Source organism: Proteus faecis, assembly GCF_003144395.1.
In the GTDB taxonomy this organism is placed as follows: domain Bacteria; phylum Pseudomonadota; class Gammaproteobacteria; order Enterobacterales; family Enterobacteriaceae; genus Proteus; species Proteus faecis.
Genome location: NZ_PENZ01000028.1, coordinates 164071 through 188122, shown reverse-complemented (window position 1 = coordinate 188122; position 24052 = coordinate 164071). Strand labels below are relative to the sequence as shown.

11 protein-coding genes are annotated in these 24052 nt (G+C 34.1%); 4 read left to right on the top strand and 7 right to left on the bottom strand.

Translation table 11 applies throughout. From position 1 onward, the window contains the following. From bcsB to bcsR, 4 genes are read right to left on the bottom strand one after another with little or no spacing between them, the layout of a single operon-like run. Positions 1-2322 carry a cellulose biosynthesis cyclic di-GMP-binding regulatory protein BcsB gene (bcsB, locus tag DK858_RS07915; RefSeq protein WP_109396932.1) on the bottom strand — a complete coding sequence of 774 codons (2322 nt, stop codon included), beginning with the start codon at positions 2320-2322 and terminating at the stop codon, positions 1-3. Between the two features lie 58 nt (positions 2323-2380). Further along, positions 2381-4966 carry a UDP-forming cellulose synthase catalytic subunit gene (gene bcsA, locus DK858_RS07910; protein WP_109396931.1) on the bottom strand — a complete coding sequence of 862 codons (2586 nt, stop codon included), beginning with the start codon at positions 4964-4966 and terminating at the stop codon, positions 2381-2383. Further along, positions 4966-5703, bottom strand: coding sequence for a cellulose synthase operon protein YhjQ/BcsQ (locus DK858_RS07905; RefSeq protein WP_109396930.1), 738 nt, complete (start codon positions 5701-5703; stop codon positions 4966-4968). The genes bcsA and DK858_RS07905 overlap by 1 nt, the downstream gene beginning before the upstream one ends. An 8-nt stretch (positions 5704-5711) precedes the next feature. Next, positions 5712-5903, bottom strand: coding sequence for a cellulose biosynthesis protein BcsR (bcsR, locus tag DK858_RS07900; protein WP_109396929.1), 192 nt, complete (start codon positions 5901-5903; stop codon positions 5712-5714). Between the two features lie 841 nt (positions 5904-6744). Between bcsR and bcsG the strand changes: the two genes are divergently transcribed. Then, positions 6745-8490, top strand: a complete 1746-nt coding sequence (bcsG, locus tag DK858_RS07895; RefSeq protein WP_109396928.1) for a cellulose biosynthesis protein BcsG — start codon at positions 6745-6747, stop codon at positions 8488-8490. 174 nt (positions 8491-8664) lie between these two features. Here bcsG and metK read toward each other — a convergent pair whose 3' ends face one another. Beyond that, entirely contained in the window at positions 8665-9819 is a 1155-nt protein-coding gene (gene metK, locus DK858_RS07890; RefSeq protein WP_109396927.1) for a methionine adenosyltransferase, read from the bottom strand. A 689-nt stretch (positions 9820-10508) separates the two neighbouring features. Here metK and speA point away from each other — a divergent pair. From speA to DK858_RS07875, 3 genes are all read left to right on the top strand, one after another. Further along, on the top strand, positions 10509-12416 hold the full coding sequence (speA, locus tag DK858_RS07885) for a biosynthetic arginine decarboxylase (protein WP_109396926.1): 1908 nt from the start codon (positions 10509-10511) through the stop codon (positions 12414-12416). Between the two features lie 101 nt (positions 12417-12517). Continuing rightward, complete coding sequence (gene speB, locus DK858_RS07880; RefSeq protein WP_109396925.1) at positions 12518-13438, top strand: agmatinase; 921 nt, start codon at positions 12518-12520, stop codon at positions 13436-13438. A gap of 254 nt (positions 13439-13692) precedes the next feature. Beyond that, positions 13693-20790, top strand: a complete 7098-nt coding sequence (locus tag DK858_RS07875) for an anthrax toxin-like adenylyl cyclase domain-containing protein (RefSeq protein WP_109396924.1) — start codon at positions 13693-13695, stop codon at positions 20788-20790. A gap of 97 nt (positions 20791-20887) precedes the next feature. Here the strand turns inward: DK858_RS07875 and mutH are convergent, their stop codons facing one another. Together mutH and sgrR are read right to left on the bottom strand one after the other, a co-directional pair. Next, positions 20888-21565, bottom strand: coding sequence for a DNA mismatch repair endonuclease MutH (mutH, locus tag DK858_RS07870; RefSeq protein WP_109396923.1), 678 nt, complete (start codon positions 21563-21565; stop codon positions 20888-20890). A 623-nt stretch (positions 21566-22188) separates the two neighbouring features. Further along, positions 22189-23868, bottom strand: a complete 1680-nt coding sequence (gene sgrR / locus DK858_RS07865; RefSeq protein ID WP_109396922.1) for an HTH-type transcriptional regulator SgrR — start codon at positions 23866-23868, stop codon at positions 22189-22191. Positions 23869-24052: the final 184 nt, after the last annotated feature.

The window sequence follows — 24052 nt, the reverse complement described above, 5'->3', positions numbered from 1 at the left end:
TTAGTCCTTAGTCGCTAAACGACGTTGGCTTCTTATTTTCATTGCTCGCCAAATAAGAAGAGAGACAACAAGAATGCCGATAATTGCCGCTAAACCAAGCCATATAGGGTGAGAGGCAAACACATACCAAACTTCTTCCCACCAAGGTAAATAACCGACGAAATAAGTATCACCCACACGTAAGCTATTTACGCCAGATCCTCTAATTAATACCACTGAACCATACATCGCATCACGTTTACCGCTGTCACTAATTGCCTCATTTAACAGTTTATAACCTTGTGTACTATCGGCTAATAATGCGACAACGCTACGTTGTGAAAAGAATGGAGATTGGAAACCAATAATTGCCCCCATTGATCCCTTTGAGATCAGAGAGACTCGGCTATCAGGGCGTTTATCATTTGGTTGATAACTTGTGTGGCTAAAGATACTGATTTCACGAGAAGGTAGAGTAATTTCACTACGTGCTTTATCAATCAGTACGTTCATCTGTTTATCATTATTGAATGCAGGCGGAATTGTTCCAATAAGTAGTAGATCTACATCCCTTTTTTGCACTTCATCCAATGAATCTGTTAATGAAACATTTAGCGCAGGATAACCTGTTTGAGCACCTATATTTCCTGTTGAAATTAATAGGGTAGATAATTGTGTTGGAGACGGTTGTGGATTAACAAAAATCAAGGTTTCTGATAGATCCGCATAACGACTAAATGGAAAGCCTGCATGGCTATAAACTCGCAGATCAGGTAGTGCAATATAGTGTCGATAATCACCAGTAAAATTAAAACTAGATAAATCATCAATGGCGACAGCATTTGGAACAGGTTGATAAGTAATACAATGATCTACTGAGCCGCCCGGAATTGGGTTAGTGTAATCAAAGGCAAATGTAATTTGATTTCTTTCTCCTAGTTTTACTGCGGGAATATTCAATAAATTCTTATGCTCAATCCAGCCTTGAATAAGTGGTAAATAAGCGATGACGAGATTATCTTTTTTATCTTTCTCAAGAGGATAAGCTTTAATGAAGTGGTCGTTTACTGAGATAGACATACGAGAGTCATCTTGAAATGCAGGGGCAGTATAGCGATAACGCAATTGCATTTGTAATCCCGTATTATTAAACATAAATAGATCAGGCGGTAATGTCATATTTAATGTAATAGGAGCGGGTCTTAATCCGCGAGATTGCAACTGACCTTCATAGTCTTGCAGTGTATTAAAGTAGATAGGTTTATTTAACTGTACCCATTTTGGCGCATCATAAGGTTCACGCGGGATCAATTTCTCTACTTCATTAATCGTGACGATATTTCCTCTGAAGATAACTTGTCCACGAGCTATTCCGTTTACAGCGGTGATCAAATCATTATCATCACGCCCCATAATGAGAAGTAACTTAATATAAGGATTAGTTGGATGTGTCAGCATTTCGATGGTTGGCTCTTTCACATCGGGATGCTGTTTTAAAAAGGCGGGCTTTTGTTTATTGGTTGCAAAAATAATGCTGTGTTGATTTGGCAAAATATCATAAAAAACCGGATAATTTTGCTTACGCCAATCAACTTGAGTTCCAAACCAAGAAGAGAGGATCGCCGCTGCTTTTTGTTGAACTAAATTCGGTGACTGGCTGAAGACCATTGGCAGTGTTAATTCACCAAAATCGCGACTATCAAAAAATGGTTCTGGGAAGTACGCTAACTCATTACCTAAACGAAGTGATTGAAAGGTCAGATTGAGTTGACTGTTTTTACTTACATCAAACCAAAGTGTTGTGTTTGCTTGGTTTTCACAAATTTCACGATAATGGCCAATAAAAGAGAGTTTTATATGGTTAAAATCTTGAATAAATAAAGGATCAATCGGTATCGTAATTTGGTTTTTTTTACCTAAATCTTCCTGTTTTAAGGTAATCACTCCCATTAACTCATCATTTAAATAGACATTAAGGTGAGATTCCACAGGAAGTAGTGATGGAGATGGCGTAAATTCTAAATCGAGAGTTGCTTTTGAAACATATTCATCACTGCGTACGCCAAATTCTAGATAGCCATCAGGATTAACACCAGTCAAATGGAGCGCGCCATAACTAGGTGCTGTCTCTGCAAATTTTAATATCTTCTGACGAGCCGAATAGGTGACATCTGTAGTAGGTAATTGCGTATTTCTAGGCGCTACTTTAGACATAACTTCGGGAAGCGCTTCAGTTATTGTAACGGATGGCTCTGAAATATTGGTTTGCGTTTCTTGCGTTTCATCTCCATGAACAGAAGAAGTAAGCATAAATAAGGCAAATATGAGAAAACGTTTTTTCATTATTGTTACCCATGATCTTATTGTTTATTAATAAATTCCCAAAAACGGAGTTTTTCCTTCAAGACTGATGAAATATTTGTGAAACATTAACGCGTTGAGGGAGTAACGATGAAAGCCACAGTAAAAAAAGACCGAGTAAGTGAAAAGTGGTGTAAATAAAGTAAGGAGCGCGCTTTAACAAGGTGTTATAACCTTGCATGCTGATAAAAATAATGTTCTTGAGACTATTTAAAGGTCTGTCGGTTGGCAGTTCATTTTGCCAATCTGCCCACGTATCAGCTCGCTCAAAAGTACATGCAGTAAATTCGATAGCTTTTTGCGTTGTCATTTCAAGGAGTTGTAATCCAATAATTTGTCCATCGATACGAGAGATATTGGCTTTAAAGGCATGTTCACGCTGATTTTGACTGAGTAATAGTGTGATGCTTTCATTTTGAGAGAGTGAAAGCGTGACATTATCAGGTAATAAGATTGCACAGCTATTATCAGAAAAATCATAGAGATAACAGCGATATAGCGAGCCATTATTTAACAGCAACATGGCAGGGATTTTAACGCGAACGCGAGGAAAACGGCGTTGTTGCTTTGTCTCGACAGAAACTGCAACCGCAACACCCAGTAAGATAAGGTTATAGCAAACCCATAATAGACACATCACAACAGCCCATGCTTCATCGGGATCGCCCGTTGTAATGCGCCAAAAAGCAAACAAAATGCCTAGCAAGTTTAAGTTGAGAAAGAGTAAATAAGGGCGATTAATTCTCCAATCAACAAAACCTTCTTCCATCACGCCACCTTTACCAGTCACATTGAAAGTCCCTTTGTGAGGAGAGAAAAGGGTGCTTAACACGGGACGAGTGGTGTACCACGCTAAAATCGTTTCATAAACCTCCCCCCAAAATGAGTGGCGATAGGGGCCTTGTAACTTCGCACTGGCGAGTGAAATATGGATCAAATACGGCACAACATAGAGAGCGATCGCCATCGCTGGTGCATAAATGATATAGGCATGGAAAATAAGAAATGTTAATGGTGCGAGTAAGAAAATCATCCGTGGAATGCCAGAAAAAAAGTGTAGCATGGCATTTAAGTAACAAAGGCGTTGCGGTACGCTCAAACCTTTACCAAAGAGTGGATTATCAAGTCGGAATATTTGCACCATCCCTCTCGCCCAGCGAATACGTTGACCTATATGTGCGGATAATGATTCTGTCGCTAACCCCGCAGCTTGTGGAATGCGAATATAAGCGGAGCTCCAGCCATGACGGTGTAACCGTAATGAGGTATGTGCATCTTCTGTAACCGTTTCAACGGCAATGCCACCAATTTCATCCAATGCCGTACGACGTAAAATGGCACACGAACCACAGAAAAATGTTGCATTCCAAGTGTCATTACCGTCTTGAACCAACCCATAGAAGAGTGTGCCTTCATTGGGCGTTTCACGAAAATTACCTAAATTACGTTCAAAAGGATCGGGTGAGAAAAAATGGTGAGGTGTTTGCACCAAAGCTATTTTTTCATCTTTTAAAAACCATCCCATTGTAAATTGTAGAAATGAACGTGTTGGAATATGGTCACAGTCAAAGATAGCGACAAATTCACCCGAAGCGAGTGTTAAGGCATGATTGATATTACCTGCCTTAGCAAATTCATGCTTTTCTCGTGCAATGTAACGAATGCCTACTTCTTGAGCAAACGCCTTAAATTCAGGGCGGGAGCCATCATCAAGCAGATAAATAGTGAGTTTATCTTTAGGCCAATTTAAATTTAAGCTGGCATAGATTGTGGGTTTAACAACTTGTAGATCTTCGTTATAGGTAGGGATAAAAATATCTACGCTTTGCCATTGTGTAATGTCTTTAGGCATAGAAACAGGTTTGCGATGCAGTGGCCAAATACATTGCATAAAACTAAGGAATAATACACACCATGCGTAAGTTTCAGCCAGTAAAAGCAGTAAACCACAAATTAGGCTGAAATTATCAATCCAATAAAGGGTTGACTGATAACGCCACCAAATGTATCGACATGCAATTGTCAGTGCCAACATAATCATTGTGATTGAAGAGTAACGCCCTGGAATATCGCGGATAGCTAAAGCAACTAACCAAAGAACAATCACAAAAACAAACTGGAATGTAAGATCAAATGGTTGAGTGATACTGAGTAAAATAAAGAAAATGGCAAAAATAGCGATGACAGAATAGAGAATATATTGCCAAAAAGGTGTGGTTTTTTTCTTATGTTCAATCAGTTCAATCGCGATAGGAGAGACATGAACAACGAGTTTTTTGTATGATTTTCGAATATAGAAAATAAGTTGAGTCGGTTTTTTAATCAGTAAATAGGCTACATAATGGCAAGCTAGCCAAATACTTTGTAACAAATAGCGTAGAGGGTCGAAAACTTTAGGGCAGCGAGGATTAATATGAGGATATAGCTCTCGTTGTTTTCTGGCAATTTTCCGCCAAAAAGGAGATTCCATCCGTAAAAAAAACCACATAATCCCCAGAAATAGCTCGCTAACAATAGCTGCGCTACGAGATGCACCGTTATGGCGATAAAACTTGTAGTAACGAATAAGAATATGTTGTGTCATATTCTTTTCGGCTTTATTCGTAGCATCGTAAGGTGATGGCATTATGGCTGTCCTTCTTTCCTCTCAAATAACGAAAAACACCATTGAGTAAGTTGCGATATTTCTTCTACTAACATGCAATTAGCTCTGTAATCATATAAAGGTAAACGTGAGGCACAGGCTTCTAGTGAGGCTTCATCTTGATGAAGGATGACTGGGCATAATGGAAATGGTGTCGCTTGCCAAAATTGATAAAAATCTTGATGAATTTGGCTAGTGGCACGAAATTGGTTTATCAGAACATATTCATTTTCGATAAATGTGTGTTGGTTAAGGCGAATATGACAGTTACTTTCTGCCATTACTATGGTGAAAAAAATATCAGCTTTTTCTATCCAAGGTGCGAAAAGAGAGTCTTGTGTATGCTGTAAATCCATTAAAATAATGGTATTAGGATGTAGCTGAATAAATGTCGTTAAAAAATGGCTAAGAGATTGTTTTGCTGAAAATGACAATTGTAAGAGCAAATTATCTTTCATATTAACCAAGCCAAAAGGTAATACTTGGTAGTGTGGTCTATAGTAAAAAATACTCTCTTCTATTGGTGTTTCTTTTAATAATGCCTGACTTAATGGGAGCGTTTTTTGTTGTTCTGGAAAATAAAAAGACAAAATATTTTCAGTGCAATTATCAATAATAAGCACTTCTTTATTTTGTTGATTAAATTGCCGAGCAAGTGCAATTGTTGTGGACGTTGTACCCACTCCACCACGGAGCCCTTTTAATACAATAAGTGGCATAGTTAGCCTCATTTAGTTATGTAATGAAATGCATTAAGCAATGGCCAGCGATAAATAAGCACACTATTTCCTTCTTCTTTATTAATATCCTGATAGTGATAGTTATTTAATGAAAATAATTTTTTTAGTTTATTAACATCCTTATTTAGATTATTTTTTTCTATTTTTATATTTGAGTTAATAAAAATTTCATTTTTCATTTTAATAACCTCTGGATAAATTAAGAATAAATTTCTATCGAAATTAAAATATTGATAAAAACAGTGGTTAATTAATGGTGTGTTCTGTTTAATTAAATTATTTATTTTAGAATATGCTTTAAAATACATTATTTCAATTACGTAAAAACACATAAAATATGTATTTTTATCTTATTTTTATAAATGATAGTAATTGGTTTTATTTTTACTTTTATAGTTTTATTTTTATTTTTTTAATATTTGCTAAAAGGTTATCATCAGCAAAATCAAGAAATAAAAAATAAATGTAAATTAGTTGTTTATGACAATATATTAAAATATTCAAATTCGATGATCGTTATTGTATATTGATATATATCATTTTTATATAAAAATTATTATATTTTAGTCTTTTATGGATTGGTTGTGTTTTTATTTTTATGTATTTATTTTCTTGTTGTTAACTATGTTTTTTAGTTGTTATTTAATGTTGTTAACGTGTGTTTTGTATTGTGTTTATTTCGCAATGTAAAAATAAGATAACTCTGTCTTTTATTATTTAATGTAAATAATTCATCATTTTTAAAAATAGACGCTATTCTATAAATAGAATGTTGAGTTTTTATTTTTAAACTCAGTTTAAATAAGTTGTCTAGTATATTTTTTATATAAGGGAACTATTTTTTGATGATGTTTTATTTTTTCACCTTTTGTTTAAGTATTTTCACTTGGTTTTAAATAAATATTCTCTTATATGGTTTTTGAGTGGTTAATTAAATATCAGAGGTAATAAGAAGACAGATATGAGTAATCATATAACTGTCGAATTGGCTTTATTTATACTAAAGAGTAGGAAATAAAAATGAACAAAACTAAAACAACCCAGTTCGATTTTTTACATTACTGGCATGGGTTGGGAGCATGGAATTTCTATTTTTTACTAAAGTTTGTTTTGCTTTGGTATGGTTATTTAAATTTTGATGCTTTTAGCAATTTACTTTTTCTGGCTTTTTTATTGTTCCCATTACCAAAAAATAGTTGGCATAAAATACGTAATTGGGCCGCTATCCCAATAGGGATAATTCTATTTTATCATGATACTTGGTTACCCAGCTTTTCAACGGTAATTTCTCAAGGTGGGCAACTTAAACAGTTTTCTTTTGATTATCTTATTGAATTAACTGTTAACTTTATTAATATCAAAATGATCGGTGTCGCCTTTATTTTGTTAGTAGGTTACCTTTTTATTGAACAGTGGGTAAGGGTATCAGTTTTTATTATTGCAGGTGTATTGTGGTTAAATATGGGAGGGTTTACTCATTTTTCTCAAGGTGTGTTGCCTTCTGTTTCAGCGAATACTTTTATGCAACAAAGTAACATTAATACTGAAAAAAGCACCGTAGCCGCCAATGAGCCCGAAGCGTTACCAGCATCAGTCGAACCGCAAGTATCCCCTGAAGTTGTACCGATTAAAGAGGTACAAACGGCATCAACTAATACAGTTTATCCACCACAAAAACAGAAGGTCAATAATAAGGTATTGGATGATTGGCTTACTCAATTTTATGATTATGAGAAAAAACGGACGACACCATTTCCTACACAGTTAGCAGCTAATGCTCAGCCTTTTGATATCTTAATTATTAATATTTGCTCGCTTTCTACCGCTGATGTGGCTGCTGTTGGGCTACAAGAACACCCAATTTGGGGTAATTTTGATGTGCTATTTAGCCACTTTAATACCGTATCTTCTTATAGTGGCCCAGCATCGTTAAGATTATTACGTGCGAGTTGTGGGCAGACTCACCACTCTGCTTTATACGATCCTGCTGATACACAATGCTTGCTGATGGATAATTTATCATCGTTAGGATTTACCAAGAAATTGGTGCTCGACCATAACGGGAAGTTTGGTCATTACCTCAAAGAAATTCAGCAACTCGGTAATCTTAATATCGCCTTACAAGATCAAGAAAATCTTTCTCATCAAATTACTGCATTTGATGGCACCAAAATTTACAACGATAAGGAAACATTGCAACGTTGGTTGAAAGCGCGTGAGCTGTCTAATGAGAACCGCACGGTGACCTTTGTGAACTTGGTATCACTACATGATGGTAACCGTTATGTAGGCAAAAATAGCACTGCTGATTATGGTAAACGTGCCTCTACATTACTTGATAATTTGGATAGCTTTATGAATGAGCTAGATAAAAAAGGAAGAAAAGTGATGGTGGTGATTGTGCCTGAGCATGGTGCCGCTTTACAAGGTGATAAGACGCAAATGTCAGGCTTAAGAGATATTCCAAGCCAAAGCATTACTACTGTACCTGCCGGTATTCGTTTCACTGGAATAAAAGATCGAGCACAATTTTATCCTCCTGTGATTGTTGATGAACCAAGCAGCTATTTAGCTATTTCTGAGTTTATTTCTCGTAATGTAAATGGGGATGTCTTTAACCAATCGGTTATTGATTGGGATGCATTAGCTAGTGAGCTTCCTCAAACTGCTAATGTTGCGGAAAACCAAGCTACGGTTGTGGTTGATTATCAAGGTAAGTCTTATATCAAGTTAAATGAAGGGGAGTGGATTAATTATCCTAACTAACTTTTTATAGGAAACCGTTTCATCATAAATTAATTTTCTCGTTTTCTCTTCTTGAGATCCCCGTATGATTGCGGGGCTTTTTTTATGGGTTTTATAAATAGAAGTTATAAAAAAACCACATCAATAAAGATGTGGTCTGATTAAAATTATAACGTGATGTTATTGGCAAAAGACTTATTTTAAGCCTGCAGCTTCACGTAAGATTTCAGCTTTATCTGTTGCTTCCCAAGGGAATTCAGAACGACCAAAGTGACCGTAAGCAGCTGTTTTTTGATAGATGGGGTGCAGTAAATCTAACATTTGAATTAATCCATAAGGACGTAAGTCAAAAAATTCACGCACTAACAAAATCAGTTGTGCTGTTGGGACTTTTTCAGTACCAAATGTTTCAACCATAATTGATGTTGGCTCTGCCACACCGATTGCGTAAGAAACTTGGATTTCACAACGATCTGCTAAACCTGCTGCCACGATATTTTTAGCAACGTAACGTGCTGCATAAGCGGCTGAACGGTCAACTTTCGATGGATCTTTACCAGAGAAAGCCCCACCGCCGTGACGAGCCATACCGCCATAAGTATCGACAATGATTTTACGACCAGTTAAGCCACAGTCACCCATTGGTCCACCGATAACAAAACGACCTGTTGGGTTGATGAAATATTTAGTTTGTTCATTTAACCATTCTACGGGTAGAACTGGTTTAATGATCTCTTCCATCACGGCTTCATGCAGATCTTTTTGTGAAATATCTTCAGAATGTTGAGTTGATAATACAACTGCATCAATACCGACAACTTTGTTGTTGTCATATTGGAAGGTAATTTGACTTTTCGCGTCAGGGCGTAACCAAGGTAAAGCACCACTTTTACGGACTTGTGCTTGGCGTTGAACTAAGCGATGAGCATAAGTAATTGGAGCAGGCATTAATACGTCAGTTTCGTTGGTTGCATAACCAAACATTAAACCTTGGTCGCCAGCACCTTGTTCTAATGGATTTGCACGGTCAACACCTTGGTTGATATCAGGAGATTGTTTACCAATCGCACTGATAACTGCGCAGGAATTAGCATCAAAGCCCATGTCGGAACTGGTGTAGCCGATTTCACGAACAGTGTTACGTGTAATTTCTTCGATATCGACCCAAGCTTTGGTGGTAATTTCTCCGCCTACCATAACCATACCTGTCTTGACGTAAGTTTCACAGGCAACGCGTGCTTTTGGATCTTGCTCTAAGATTGCATCCAGAACAGCATCAGAAATCTGATCTGCAATTTTATCTGGATGGCCTTCTGAAACTGATTCAGAAGTAAAAAGGTGTGTAGTCATTATATCTCGTTACCTTAATACAAGCGGTTTAAGGATGGATGTTTTAACATCTAGACGTCTATTTTACGACTCTTCTCTCCTTAATTCCAGCTTTTTTTAATCAAATATAGGGAGAAAGTAGAATCAAACAGTTGATCTTATTTTTTGTTGCCCGCTATTTTTGTATTGAGAAAATAGGTGATAGAGAAAAAAAAGTTTTTTGTACTTTTTGCTTTGCATTTTTAACTAACTAAAGGTATAAACTCGCGGTTACTGTGAAATCTGAACACAGTGTAAACCGCAGGATTTCTGATCCTGTTTCTCTGTTAGGGAAATGGCTTATAGGTTTAAGTCATGTGTGGAGTGAATGGGTAATGATCCATTGTCTACAGGTTAGTCTTTTCAAAAACCAAAACAGTACTCGCCAATACTACACGCGTAGTATATCTAGAGTAATCTCCTCTTTGAGCTCTTTCTCTTTGGAGCGAAGTTGTCTGTTACTTGCCAATAGGTAATTGTGTTAATTCATTATGGGTTAACTCAAGAACTTTCTACTATTATGTCCTGCGTATAGCTGGATAATCATATAAAAATATATAGTGAGTCATTACTTCCAACTGTTATTTATCAGTCGTTTCAGATTTTTGTCAGATAATTGACTACTATAGTGACAGGCAAGGTATAAACTCATACTCCCTAAGGAGAATGTCATGAATGATAACATCGCTCGCAAGATGCAACAGACCTATAACATCACATATTGGGGTGGTGGGTACTATTTAGCGAATAATCGAGGAAATATCAGTGTTTGCCCTAATCCTGATGTACCCGAGGCAACTTTGGACTTAACAGAATTAGTTAAGCAAGTGCAAGACGAGTATTCACATTTGCGCCTCCCTGCGCTTTTTTGTTTTCCTCAGATTTTACAACATCGCTTACGTTCTATTAATGCTGCGTTTCATCGTGCGCGTGAAGCTTATGGTTATAAAGGTGACTATTTTTTAGTCTATCCAATTAAAGTTAACCAGCAACGTCGTGTTATTGAGTCATTAGTTAATGCAGGTGAGCCTTTAGGCTTAGAAGCGGGTTCAAAAGCAGAACTGATGGCTGTGCTTGCTCATGCCAATATGACAAGTTCAGTGATTGTGTGTAATGGTTATAAAGACCGTGAATATATTCGTTTAGCGCTTACCGGTGAAAAACTTGGACATAAAGTTTTCTTAGTGATTGAGAAAATGTCTGAGATAAAAATGGTATTAGAAGAAGCTGAGCGTTTAGAAGTTATTCCTCGTTTAGGTGTTCGTGCCCGTCTAGCCTCTCAAGGTTCAGGTAAGTGGCAAGCAAGTGGTGGCGAAAAATCAAAATTTGGTTTGGCAGCAACACAAGTATTGCAACTCATTGATACCTTACGCCAAGCTGGTCGTATAGATAGCTTACAGTTATTGCATTTCCATCTGGGATCTCAGATGGCAAATATTCGTGATATTGCAACCGGTGTTCGCGAATCTGCACGCTTCTATGTTGAACTGCACAAATTGGGCGTAAATATTCAGTATTTCGATGTGGGCGGTGGTTTAGGTGTGGACTATGAAGGGACACGCTCACAATCTGATTGCTCCGTTAACTATGGCCTCAATGAATATGCGAATAATGTTATTTGGGCGATTGGTGACGCATGTGATGAAAATGATTTACCTCATCCAACGGTAATTACGGAATCAGGACGCGCATTAACAGCACATCATACTGTACTGATTTCTAATGTAATTGGTGTTGAGCGTAATGAATTTACAGCGATTACACCACCAGAGGAAGATGCTGCAAGACCTATTGCAAGCCTTTGGGAAACATGGGAAGAGATGCAAACTAAAGGGCATAGCCGTTCATTACGTGAATGGTTACATGATAGCCAATTAGATCTTCATGATGTGCATACTCAATATGTTCACGGCATGTTAAGCCTGACAGAGCGTGCTTGGGCTGAAGAACTATATTTGAATATCTGTCGTCGTATTCAATACGATCTTGATCCAAGTAATCGAGCTCATCGTCCTATTATCGATGAATTACAAGAACGTATGTCAGATAAGTTCTATGTTAACTTCTCACTTTTCCAATCTTTACCTGATGCATGGGGAATTGATCAGCTCTTCCCTGTTTTGCCAATAGAGGGTTTAGATAAACCATTAGATCGTCGTGCAGTATTGTTGGATATCACCTGTGACTCTGACGGTATTATTGATCACTATGTTGATGGTGATGGTGTTGAAACAACCATGCCAATGCCAGCTTATGATCCTGAATATCCACCGATGATTGGCTTCTTTATGGTGGGGGCTTATCAAGAAATTTTAGGTAATATGCACAACTTATTTGGTGATACAGCAGCTGTAGACGTTTATCTTGATGAAAAAGGAAATCTGACTTATCAACTCAGTGAAGAGGGTGACACGGTTGCTGATATGCTTCAATACGTTAAGTTAAATCCAGCCGTGCTACTAGAACGTTTCCGCATTCAAGTAAAAAATGCACAGTTAGACGAAGCGTTACAAGAGCAATTTCTGACTGAATTTGAAAGTGGTTTATACGGTTATACGTATCTGGAAGAAGAAGAGTAATTCTTCACTTCCCAATGCAAGAGTGATGTTTTAAACATCACTCTTTATCTATCATATTGATTGTATGTTGCTTATTTTAAATAGGTAACAGAGGTAATAGCATGAAAAATAGTACGTTAGGTAATGAGACTGATAATTCATTGATCTCTAATGCATTTGGTTTTTTACGTTTTCCACTGAATTTTCAGCCTTACAGCAGTGATGCAGATTGGGTTATTACGGGTGTACCTTTTGATATGGCAACATCAGGTCGCGCAGGAACGCGTCATGGACCTGGCGCAATTCGCCAAATTTCAACAAATTTAGCGTGGGAAGGTAACCGCTGGCCGTGGAATTTCGATATGCGTGAACGTTTAAGCGTTGTCGATTGCGGTGACTTAGTTTTTAACTTCGGTGATGCACAGGATATGAGCGATAAATTACAAGCTCATACAGAGAAGTTATTAGCGGCAGGTAAAAAATGTTTAACATTTGGTGGTGACCATTTTGTCACATTACCTTTATTACGTGCTCATGCAAAACACTTTGGTAAAATGGCATTAGTTCATTTTGATGCACATACCGATACTTATGGTAATGGTAGTAAATTTGACCACGGTACAATGTTCTTCCATGCTCCAAATGAAGGATTAATCGATCCTAACCACTCAGTACAAATTGGTATTCGTACTGATCATGACAGTGACAATGGTTTTACTGTATTGGATGCAGCGCAAGTTAACGATCGTGGTGTGACTGATATTGTTGATCAGATCAAAGGTATTGTTGGCGATCTACCTGTTTACCTGACTTTTGATATTGATTGTCTTGATCCTGCGTTTGCACCAGGAACAGGAACACCCGTTGTCGGTGGATTAACAACTGATAAAGCACTGAAGATCTTACGTGCATTACAACCGTTAAATATTGTAGGTATGGATTTAGTTGAAGTTTCTCCGGCTTATGATCAATCAGACATTACGGCGCTTGCTGGGGCAACAATTGCACTTGATATGCTCTATTTGCAGGCGGCTAAAAAGTAACGTTGTTTGATGCGAATAAACTAGTTAAGCACCAAGACGCTTTTATTCAAGAACGCAATATCACTAATATTAACAAATAATTTAGATTCAACTAAAAAAAGCAGCTTCATAATATGAAGCTGCTTTTTTAATAAAACCGTTATTTTATTATAATTATGAATTTTACTTTAATGTGTGTTGTTTTTTATATTTATATTAATAAAAGAATGTAATTATTTTCCAGATAAATAAATTATTTAAATGGAAAATATAAAATGAAAAAAAATAAATCATTAATAATTAATGACGAATCATATAGCTTTACACTTATAAATATAGAGGGAAATGTCTTAAAAAAAGTAAGTAATGATAAAATTAATGCATATTATGCATTAAGTAATAAAAGAAAGAGCATTAAAAAAAATGATAATGTCATTATTCTTCTGAGTGAAACGGATGAAATAGAAAAGAACTACCTTAGATATGTAGATGAATATCATGCGGCTGGATATGATCTATTTATTGTAGATGTGTCAAAAAATAAAAATGCAGGGTTAGATTTATTAGAACATCTTTGGTTACAGTATAGAGAACAATTACCTCAAAATATTTTTATTCATGGAAATAACGATCAAAGAGAAAATGCACTTTTATTATATAAAAATAACATTGCTAATAATAATGAAATAAAAGGTATTATATTAAGTAGTTATTTACCCAAAAATGAATTTATTTTTCCATCAGATTTGGAAATAAATACAACTATTTATTTTTCTTATGAAAATCCTAACGAGGATTATAACAATAATGCCATCTACAATGAATTATTAAATAAAAATAAAAAAGTAAAAAAATTTAGCTTCACGAATAGGAAAGAATATAATAGTTTTTCAGAATTAAATAAAATAGAAAAAAAGAAAACACTAAAATCATTAGGTAATAATAAGAAAAATGAGATAAATAAAGTAAAAGTAGGTATGCCAAGTAAAGATCAAAAAATATTTTCTCAAATAGCAGAAGAAAAAGGACTTATTATTGGCGTAAGACCTATAGATACTAATTCAACTTCATTAATTTCATCGGGAGAATATAGCAGTAAGAATTTAGCTATTAAGGCAAAAAGTTCTGATTGGGGGCCTATGGCTGGTTTTATTCCAGTCAATCAATCACTGGCTAAAGCATCGGCACAAAAAGATCTATTGAAATACAATGAAGCAGTAGCAGATGCAATAAAGAATGGAGTTGCCTCTATGAGAGAGCTTTATCTTTCAGCCGAAAGAGTGAACGAATTGATAGAGAGTAAAGTGATTAATTGTCTTTATGATAAAAATACATCATTAAAATTTGAAGTCATACATAATAATAAAATATATGAATTTTTTTTAGAATTAACAATTATAGATAATAAGCAGTATTATTTAGTTCAATATAATAATCAATTTGGGATAGAGCCTGTATTGGTGATGGCTGATCCTATATCAAATAAACCAATGATTGCAGATTATGATCTATTTACGGTGATTTATCCTTATAGTCATTTAGGAACGAATACTCGCGTTAATATACCTGTATCTTGGGAGGAATGGAAACAAAGTGTGAATTATGCTGAATTAACTGATAAGCAAAAAATGCTGTACAATGATAAATTGTTATACGAAAAAAATGAAGGAAATCAATTAGGATTTATTAGTCAGCAAATAAAAGAACTAAAAAATGAATTAAATACAGCATTAGGAAGACCAATAGGGATGGAAATAGTTCATCATGGTGCTGATGATGCTAATCCCTTTGCGGTAATTCATGACAATTTCCCTGCCACTTTTTTTATTCCTAAATCATTATTTGATAAACCGCTTAATTCAAAAAATCAAACGTTAGATGATTTGTTTTATATTAATAATAATGGCACCGTTGTATTACAATCACCAGATGAGTTTTCAAAGTTTCAGCAATTTATGATTGATTTAGGTTATATTGCTCCTTTAAATGAAAAATGGAACGATGGGAACAATGTTAATTTTTTTACAAAACGACGAAAACTATCTACCACATTTGTTGATACAAAAAATGAAATAGGACGAAAGTTAAGTATAGATAAAAAAGATAAATATACATTGGAATATGATACTTCACTTAATAAATTTAATAAAGGCTCTTATGTTGAAAATAAGGCATCATTACAGGAAATAGAGCTTAATAATAATCTCGCTGAGAATGAAATAAATTTATTATTATCGGAATATAATAGTGAAAATGATCTTTTAAATACGGTAAATAATAAAAATAACCTTCAAGCTGTAAAAGAGAAAAATAAATTACGCTCTAAAATTATAGATATAAAGTGGTTTGAAAGAATAGGACATAAATTACTTGACTCATTAATTAAGACGGATGGACTTTTTCTGAATAAAACGAATGAAAATAGATTAATTCGTTTTTTTTCTTTATTATCTAAATGTCCTGATATTAATACACCAATATATAAATCATTTAGTATTGAAAGTGGTAATATTTTAAAGAATAATTATAAAAAAGGAAAGTTGTTTGCTTTTGATGGTATTTTTTATGGTTTTAGTAATATTGAAAAAGTAAAGAAATCATCCTCTGATAATGTGTATATTTCTATTATTGGAAAACATAATGCGAAACCATTAACAAGTTTTCATTCAGGCTCTTCAGAAAAAGCAATTATTGTACCAGGAACACACTTTCGTGTGATAAACAATAAAACTATCAATAATAAGAATTACGTTGTATTAGAAGTTGTTAATGAAATATCTTATCAAGAGCCCGTATTTGATTTATATAGTGGAGAATTAAAAGGTATTGGTATTGATAAGTATAGAACGACATTTAGTGAAAAAACGGAAAGAAAAATAAATTCTTTTAAATTGAATAATATTTTTGAATCTTATCGTGGTGAATCACTACAGTCGGTAACTATAAAAAATGTAATAGATAAGATTATCGAAAGAAAAATTTCAGTTGAATATGCGATACATAAATATTTTAAAAAAATTTCAAAGGTTTTCTCTAGTGATAATAGTACCTTATTATATAATAAAGTATCTCTTGCTATTTATGATCCATTAATAAATAAATCCTTTAATCAGTATGTAAATAAAAAGATAACTTTAGAAGAGTGGAAAAACAGTTATAATGCTAATTATTTAAACGATACTGTAACTGATAACATAGATAGAGTTAAATTATTAATAAATAGTATTCATGATGTACCAAAATCGATTAACTATTTAAGTGATGCATCAACTAATTTACTTTCTCATTATTTTAATGAGTTTGATAAGAATAAATTGTTGATTAATTTATTTAATATTGCTTCAAATGAACAGGAGTATAATATTGCTATTAATGATATTGATTATTTAATCTCATTAAATGGCAATAAAGATATTTTATCATCAGTTGGAATAAAAGATGCACGAGAGTTAAGTAAAAAAATATTAAATGAGAAGAAATCAACTGATAATTTATTTGAATTGAGTTTAGGTATTAATAACAATAAAATTGTAGAGGGTAAAATAAAGATCCATAACATCGAAGTGGACAAAAGACTGCTTATCAGTTTAGGCGCGAGAATTAATAACAAAAAAATAGAGGAGATTGATGTTTTTGAGAAAAATAATGCTTATTCTCATCTTACATTCGATGCAGATAAGATAAATGATTATTTTTTAAGTGCTTCAGGAACAGATAATGATAAAAAAGCTATTTTTATTATTAAAAAGTTATTAAAAAATAAAGAGAAAAACATAAAAAAATTAATTTCAATTAATGCTGAACGTATTGATTATCTTGCAAGCTATGAGCGATTGGTTAAAATTCTAGAATTAGAGAAAGCCCCATTTGATGAATATTATTGGGATAGTGTCAGAAAACCTTCATTAAAAATACCTAGACATATGAAAATATTGAGTAAGGTAGGTTATGCTAATATTGGTTATTCGATGTGGCAATCTGTTAATAATACATTTTCTTTGGCGGAACAACTTAATAATCCCAATATATCTTTACAGCAGCGAAAAGAAATCATCACTAACTTGTCATTAATGTGGTCTGAAATGGCATTTAATGGAGTTTCTGAAATAATTGAAATTGCAATAGCAAAAGGATTATTGCGATATCGACATAATCCTTTGGAATATATAAGTAAAATAAGCAACCGAATAGGGATTGCGCTTAATATTCTTTCAGTTGGATTTGATATTTATAATGTTTATGATAATTTCAGCCGTATTTCTGGAGAAACGGATGAAAAGCAGAAAATTGACTATATCGTTAATGGTTCATTCGCTGTTGTTTCAGGGCTTGTTACTGTAGGCATTTCTATTGCTATGCTTGCTGGTTCAACCATTGCAGGACCTATTGGTATTGTCGCGGGTGCTTTGATAGCATTGGCTACTTCAATTTATAATGCAGTAAGATTAATTGAAGAGGCAAAAAAACAAGTCAGTTTTACGTCTATGGAGGAATTAGATAATGGTTTTTATGTCTTTCTTATGGGAGATATTACGCCAGATAAGAGAAATAAGTTAACATATTTAGATACTGAAAATCAACTTGAAGAGATGGTTGATAAAAAAGCACTAACTCATTTTGAAGAAATAAAAAAACAAAGTTCAAATAGTGGGTATTTTTATACAAATGAAAAACATATCTATCAAGAGTATTATTATTATAAAATTATTCCTATATTAATAGGAGAAACAGTTGATTCTATTTTAATGCCGTCAAAAGATTTTATTTCTCAACGTATATCACAAAATATTAGCCAGCAAGAAGCTGAAGAAATTTCGGCGCTTTACCCTCACCTATCTGCAAAAAAAACAGAATATAAATATTATTTACCTAAAGAAGCGATTGCCACAGATGAAAAGCTTATTTTTGATGTGGATTTCTATGCTAATGAGTTAAACCGCTACACAATAAAAATTGCTTCTGGCGATACAAACGTTATCTTTGGCGAGATAGTGGACGAGGATTTTTTGAAGAAGAGTAAAACAACTAAAGAGTATGTGATTAATAAATATGGAGAAAGCAAATTAGAGAATAGATTAATAAAAGCTAATAATATTGAAAAATATTATATTTCAGATTGGCATGAAAACTCAGTAATTTATTTTAATACACATAATGGTAATGATATTATTGCAGCACCTTCAATAACTCAAAATACATTTGATATTTATAATGGTACTAAACGCTTAAGTGGTGGTTTAAAAGATGATGTATTTAATATATTTACATCAGAGTCACCTTATTATGCGAGTCGTTTTTATGGTAGAGAAGGAAATGACACACTTCGCCTAATAAAAACTACGGGTAAATACACGGGTTATAAAGTCAATTTGCAACATAATTACGTTAAATTTAAAAATTCAGAAGATAAAACAAATAGCCAAAGTTTTCATTCAAAACTTTATCTTTATCAAAATGAAAGTGGCTTTTATTCGAAAAAACTTATTGATACTATGCCAAATATTGAGTTACAAGATCAAAAAGTTATTGCTTATTTAGACAGTATTGAAAATGTTATTGGGAGTGAAATTGGGGATGATTATATTTTAGGGAATGAAGAAGCTAACTATTTAAATGGTGCTGGTGGTGTTGATCTTTTATATGGTAAAGGCGGTAATGATACACTGGTATTAAATGAAGGTTATGCTGAGGGCGGTGAGGGAAATGATAGTTATATTATTTTGAGATCATTCTTAGAGCAAAGTTATAATAAATGGTTTGAAACTATTATTAATGAAAATAGTAAATTAGGTTCTAGTGTTGTAAGATTTAATTATTGTTTTGATGAGATTATTTCAATAAAACGTAATAAAAAAGATATTATTTTTGATTTTAAAATTGATAATGACAGACAAGAGGGAAAACATATTTATCATTCTGTAACATTAAGAAATGTTTATGATGATTCTGTAAATAATACGCCTTTACATCATTATACATTAATAACTCAAGATGGCTTTGTACTTACTTTGGATGAAAATACTAAAGATAAAACATTATACAAGTTTAGTTATTTAGAAAAATATAATGAATCAAAACTAGTCATTGAGGATTTTTATATTAATGAATATAGTAATTTAGTTATTACTGCTTTTAAAGATCAGAGTAGAAATATAAAGTTATTACCAGAATTAAAATACAGTGGTTTCTCATCTGGAAAAAATTTACGATTTGGTATTCATGGGAATAATAAAAATAATAGTTATTTTAGTATTGAGGCTAACTCATACATTAAATTAAGTCAGGGAAATGACAGTTATCAAATAAAGACATTTTTAACCAAGAGTAAAAATAAAAGGGTAAATATTTCATTTTCTGATTATATTGATAAATTTACTAAAGATGATGTAAACCATTTCTTTTTAACAGATATAAGTGGCTTTGATTTAACATTTAAAGATGGCCTTTTATCCCATCGCTATCTTCCAAATGATTATTTAACGTTATATTTTGAACAAGAACTATTAAATAAAATTGTCGATACAAATCTGACTATTAAATTAATAGATAAAGATAATATTGTTTTTACATTGCCCACTAAAGATAGTCATTCAAACTTACTTATGCCTGTGGTTAATTTGAATTTAACTATAAGTGAAAGTGATGATTTTTTGGTGATCCCTGAATCACTTATTTTAAATAAAGAAGCATTATCTGCCTATGCTGTTAATTTGTCTAATTCAACACTATTGTCAGCCACACTTGCAGAGAAACCCAAAGAATTAATTGATTTATTACCTATTCTTGAATTGAGTGATGGTAATGACATTATTGCTAATAATAATAATGTGAGCTCAGTTATTGATGGTGGTAAAGGGGATGACAATATTCTTGTCAATACAGGGCACCATATTTTAATTGCCGGAGAAGGTAATGATCGCTTGAGTGGAGGTGAAGGCAACGATCTGTTAATTTCTCAATTTGGTCATGATTATCTGAGTGGTGGTGAAGGTAACAATGTATATGTAGTGCAAAAACGGCAAAGTCGTGTGACGATTTATGATGAAGGAAAAAACAGCCATATTTTAGTGACTGGATTGGCGGAAAATGAAACTTTGCTTTCGTCCCAAGTGGGAAATAATACACAATACCAAACCCAAGATAAGCAATTTACGTTAATTGTAGAAACGGCGGAAAATGAGATTAATGAACAAGAACAGAAAACTGCTATTTCGATTACTAAAACACCCTCAGAGCTTTCATTACAAGGGCTGGCTAATATTATCCAAGAGATGGCTATATTCAATCAGCAACAATTTACTGCCGTGAATAATCACGAAACCATTTCATTATCGACATGGTCACCTTTAGCATTAGTGGAAAAACAGTTGTGATCTTTTTAATCATTGAGACCTCATAACTTAAAAAAACAGCTCCAATTTAGATTTTGGGGCTGTTTTACAGATAACAAATATCTTAAATACGATAATGTTAAAGCTGGAAATAACGAGCAAGCAGTGGAGCGGTAAAATTCTTTTTTAAATAAAAGCCTCTGGGTAATGTCATAATACGTTGTCCATCTTCACCAATAGCTTCTGTTAATGCTTTACTGTTCGCGGCTTTGGGGCGAATTTGTAAGACTTGTCCGTGGCGGGCAGTAATGCTTTCTACTTTACCTAACACTATCATATCCATTAGCTCTTCCCAATCATGACGTAATAGTTCTTCTTCTGTACTATTAGGGCTCCAAAGTAATGGAGAGGCAACACGGCGTTGTGCTAATGGTATTTCCCTTTCTCCTTCGACAGGCACCCATAACACTTTTGAGAGTTTACGTTTTACATGGCTATTTTCCCATGTAATACCGCTGTTTCCGGTTAATGCTGCGACACAGACAAACGTAGTTTCTAAAGGCATGCCTAATCTATCAATTGGAATGGTTTTGAGTTCAATACCCAATTCACTAAAGTCTTGCTCAGGTTTGCTACCTGCACTTGCACCTAAATAATATTCCAACAACATACCTACCCAGCCTTTATCTCTTTTAAGATCAATTGGGATAGGTAGTTGTGCAAAAGCGGCTAGTTCACCAAAAGTATAACCCGCAAGCGCTTTTGCTCGTTCGAATAAAACTTGCTCATTTTCGGGTGTGACTGGTGGTGTAAACATAGTTATTATCTTCTTGTATAAATAATAGACAGAAAAATCAGGTTGTTGATAATGTATTTCGCTTTATTTTATTTAAATCATAATAGCATGATATATCATCATTTTTTTGAGTTAATTAGCCAATTGATATTTATAATTTCAAGTTGTGCACGGTTATCCTGAAATCATAAACAGGCTTTTACACTAGGTTATCCACAGCTTTATGGGATAACTCACAGAAAGTGAGATCACTGTTCTGATTTACAGCCTTGACTTTTGCAGTTATTTACCAAAATTACCCTATTTTGTCTAACTAATCGGCATAACCTGTGGATAAAATGCCCTGTGGTTGTTTTTTGTACGATTTGAGCGGGTAGGACCTTTAATTGTTTTATTCAATCGCTGAAATAGGCATTAAAACGTTGCTATTAATTTGAATTATAAGTGATATTTTAAAATTTATATCAACAGCCTTTCTAACAATACAAAAACTATACCCTGATTATCTCACTCTTTTTCACATGGATATCCACAGAAAAAGTGAATAAATCCCCTAGGCGTTTATATGGGTGTTTATAACTTGCAAGGTTTCTGTGAATTAATGTAAACCATGGCTAATCTGAATACTGAAAAGAGACGATAACCTATTTTAACCTAGGAGTATCGATATCAGGTGTAAACCACGCTGATTTAAAATCAAACCAACCAAAAGTATTCATTTTGACACCACGTATGGTTCTCTGCCCTTGTAGCTCTAGTAAATGGTGAAATAGGGGATAAAGCCAAATATCTTGTGTTAGCTGGCGACACCACTCTTCAAGTGGCAAAGATTTTTGGTGCCATAAAGTGAGCTCTTGTGAAAACGATGCTCCCAAACATTGGTGAAAGAGTGGTAATTCATAAAGTGCAGCAAAAATTGAGAACTCTAAAGGTTTATAAAAATTCACGGTCGCTAACCAAACATCACTATTAGCTTCACCGTAATACCACTGTTCGTAATCAAGCACTTGAATGGTTAGTTCAATATCATATTGAGATAAAATACTTTCTATTAAATCTGCAATAGTGCTGTATTCATGATGCTCTTTATAAAGCGTGACGGTTAGTTTTGTTAATGAAGTAGGTTTAGGATGGTGGCGTATTAATTTACTGTGATGCCAATGAAGTAATAATCCATAAGCAGGAGACCAATGGCGTTGATAGAAAGGATCACAATGCGTCAGCATATTAACAGGAGTTAATACACTGCTTAACCATTCCCTTATTTCAGTCTGTTGGCATAGCTTTGAGCGACTATCATAGAGCAGAAAATAACACCCTTCTTCTTTGCGGCTTTCTAGTGAATCTTTGTTGGTATCATCATCTGTTAAATGAATAGTTGAACAAACCATCTTTTTATTCAATTCAGGAACTACCCAAATATCAATTTCATCTAATAATGCTCGTAAGCCAAAATAGCGATTAAAGGCTTTGATTTGTAGTTTATGCCTATCATTAGCGATAACTTGATAAGCGCCAGTTCCAATAGGGCGTTGTGCAAAAGAGGGAAGAGATGCCCATTCTTGTGGCAAAATAACAGCTTGTGGACTACCTAATAACGTTGCAAATTGTTTATCAGCCTCGCTTAAGAAAATATCGAGTACATAAGGTTGAGGCGAAGAAATTTGTTCTATATGTGCATAAAGAGGATTGCAGTGTTTCATTCTCATTAAAGAAGTACTGATATCTTCAAGAGTGAGTTCACGACCATGATGGAAATAGATAGAAGGACGTAAATAAAATCGCCAATGTTGTTCTGTGATCATTTGCCAATGATGAGCTAATTCAGCTTCTATTTCCCCATTTTCCTCTTTTAAATGGACTAATGAGTTGAATATTTGGCTCATTAAATGTAATTCAGAGCGTCTTAATGGTGTTCCTGGTAATAAATTTTTAAAGGGACGGTAGTAAATAATACGTAGCAATTGTTGGCCAGGATGAAAGCTTTTTTCAATTTGTGAGAGCACCATTTGGCGTACAGAATCTTTATCACCCATTAGTGCGACAAGCTTTTCAATATCATTCTCTTCTATTAGTTTCTCTGCGCGGTTTTGTTGGATTTCAAGCGCATTAGAATGAAAAATAAGCGTAGATTTTTTACCTCGACCGACTTCTGCTTGCCAATTTATCCAACCTATTTCTTGCATCTTATTTAATAAAGAGCGGACATGACGCCGTGTGCAATGCAGGGTTTGCGCTAATTCTTGTAGCGTTGTTTCGGTTGTCTTTCCCTGAAAGGCTTGCCATAAGCGAATAAATTGTAACTCTAAGCGGGGTGAGGTCATAAAAGAGGAAATCCCTTAATAAAGTGATCAATTTTAATTTCCTTATATTAGACCGATAATGTCTATGTTTAAAGTTAGCTCTTATGTTAGTTATCAGAAATTATGAATACTGACAGACTCCCCCATTTGAGCATTCGGTGATTACCGGCCAGTGATGATTAGTCACTGGCTTTTTTATTGGTTA

Excerpts from the sequence above, each read along its gene's own strand:
- bcsB (WP_109396932.1), bottom strand. The coding sequence starts at position 2,322 with ATGAAAAAACGTTTTCTCATATTTGCCTTATTTATGCTTACTTCTTCT.
- bcsA (WP_109396931.1), bottom strand. The coding sequence starts at position 4,966 with ATGCCATCACCTTACGATGCTACGAATAAAGCCGAAAAGAATATGACA.
- DK858_RS07905 (WP_109396930.1), bottom strand. The coding sequence starts at position 5,703 with ATGCCACTTATTGTATTAAAAGGGCTCCGTGGTGGAGTGGGTACAACG.
- bcsR (WP_109396929.1), bottom strand. The coding sequence starts at position 5,903 with ATGAAAAATGAAATTTTTATTAACTCAAATATAAAAATAGAAAAAAAT.
- bcsG (WP_109396928.1), top strand. The coding sequence starts at position 6,745 with ATGAACAAAACTAAAACAACCCAGTTCGATTTTTTACATTACTGGCAT.
- metK (WP_109396927.1), bottom strand. The coding sequence starts at position 9,819 with ATGACTACACACCTTTTTACTTCTGAATCAGTTTCAGAAGGCCATCCA.
- speA (WP_109396926.1), top strand. The coding sequence starts at position 10,509 with ATGAATGATAACATCGCTCGCAAGATGCAACAGACCTATAACATCACA.
- speB (WP_109396925.1), top strand. The coding sequence starts at position 12,518 with ATGAAAAATAGTACGTTAGGTAATGAGACTGATAATTCATTGATCTCT.
- DK858_RS07875 (WP_109396924.1), top strand. The coding sequence starts at position 13,693 with ATGAAAAAAAATAAATCATTAATAATTAATGACGAATCATATAGCTTT.
- mutH (WP_109396923.1), bottom strand. The coding sequence starts at position 21,565 with ATGTTTACACCACCAGTCACACCCGAAAATGAGCAAGTTTTATTCGAA.
- sgrR (WP_109396922.1), bottom strand. The coding sequence starts at position 23,868 with ATGACCTCACCCCGCTTAGAGTTACAATTTATTCGCTTATGGCAAGCC.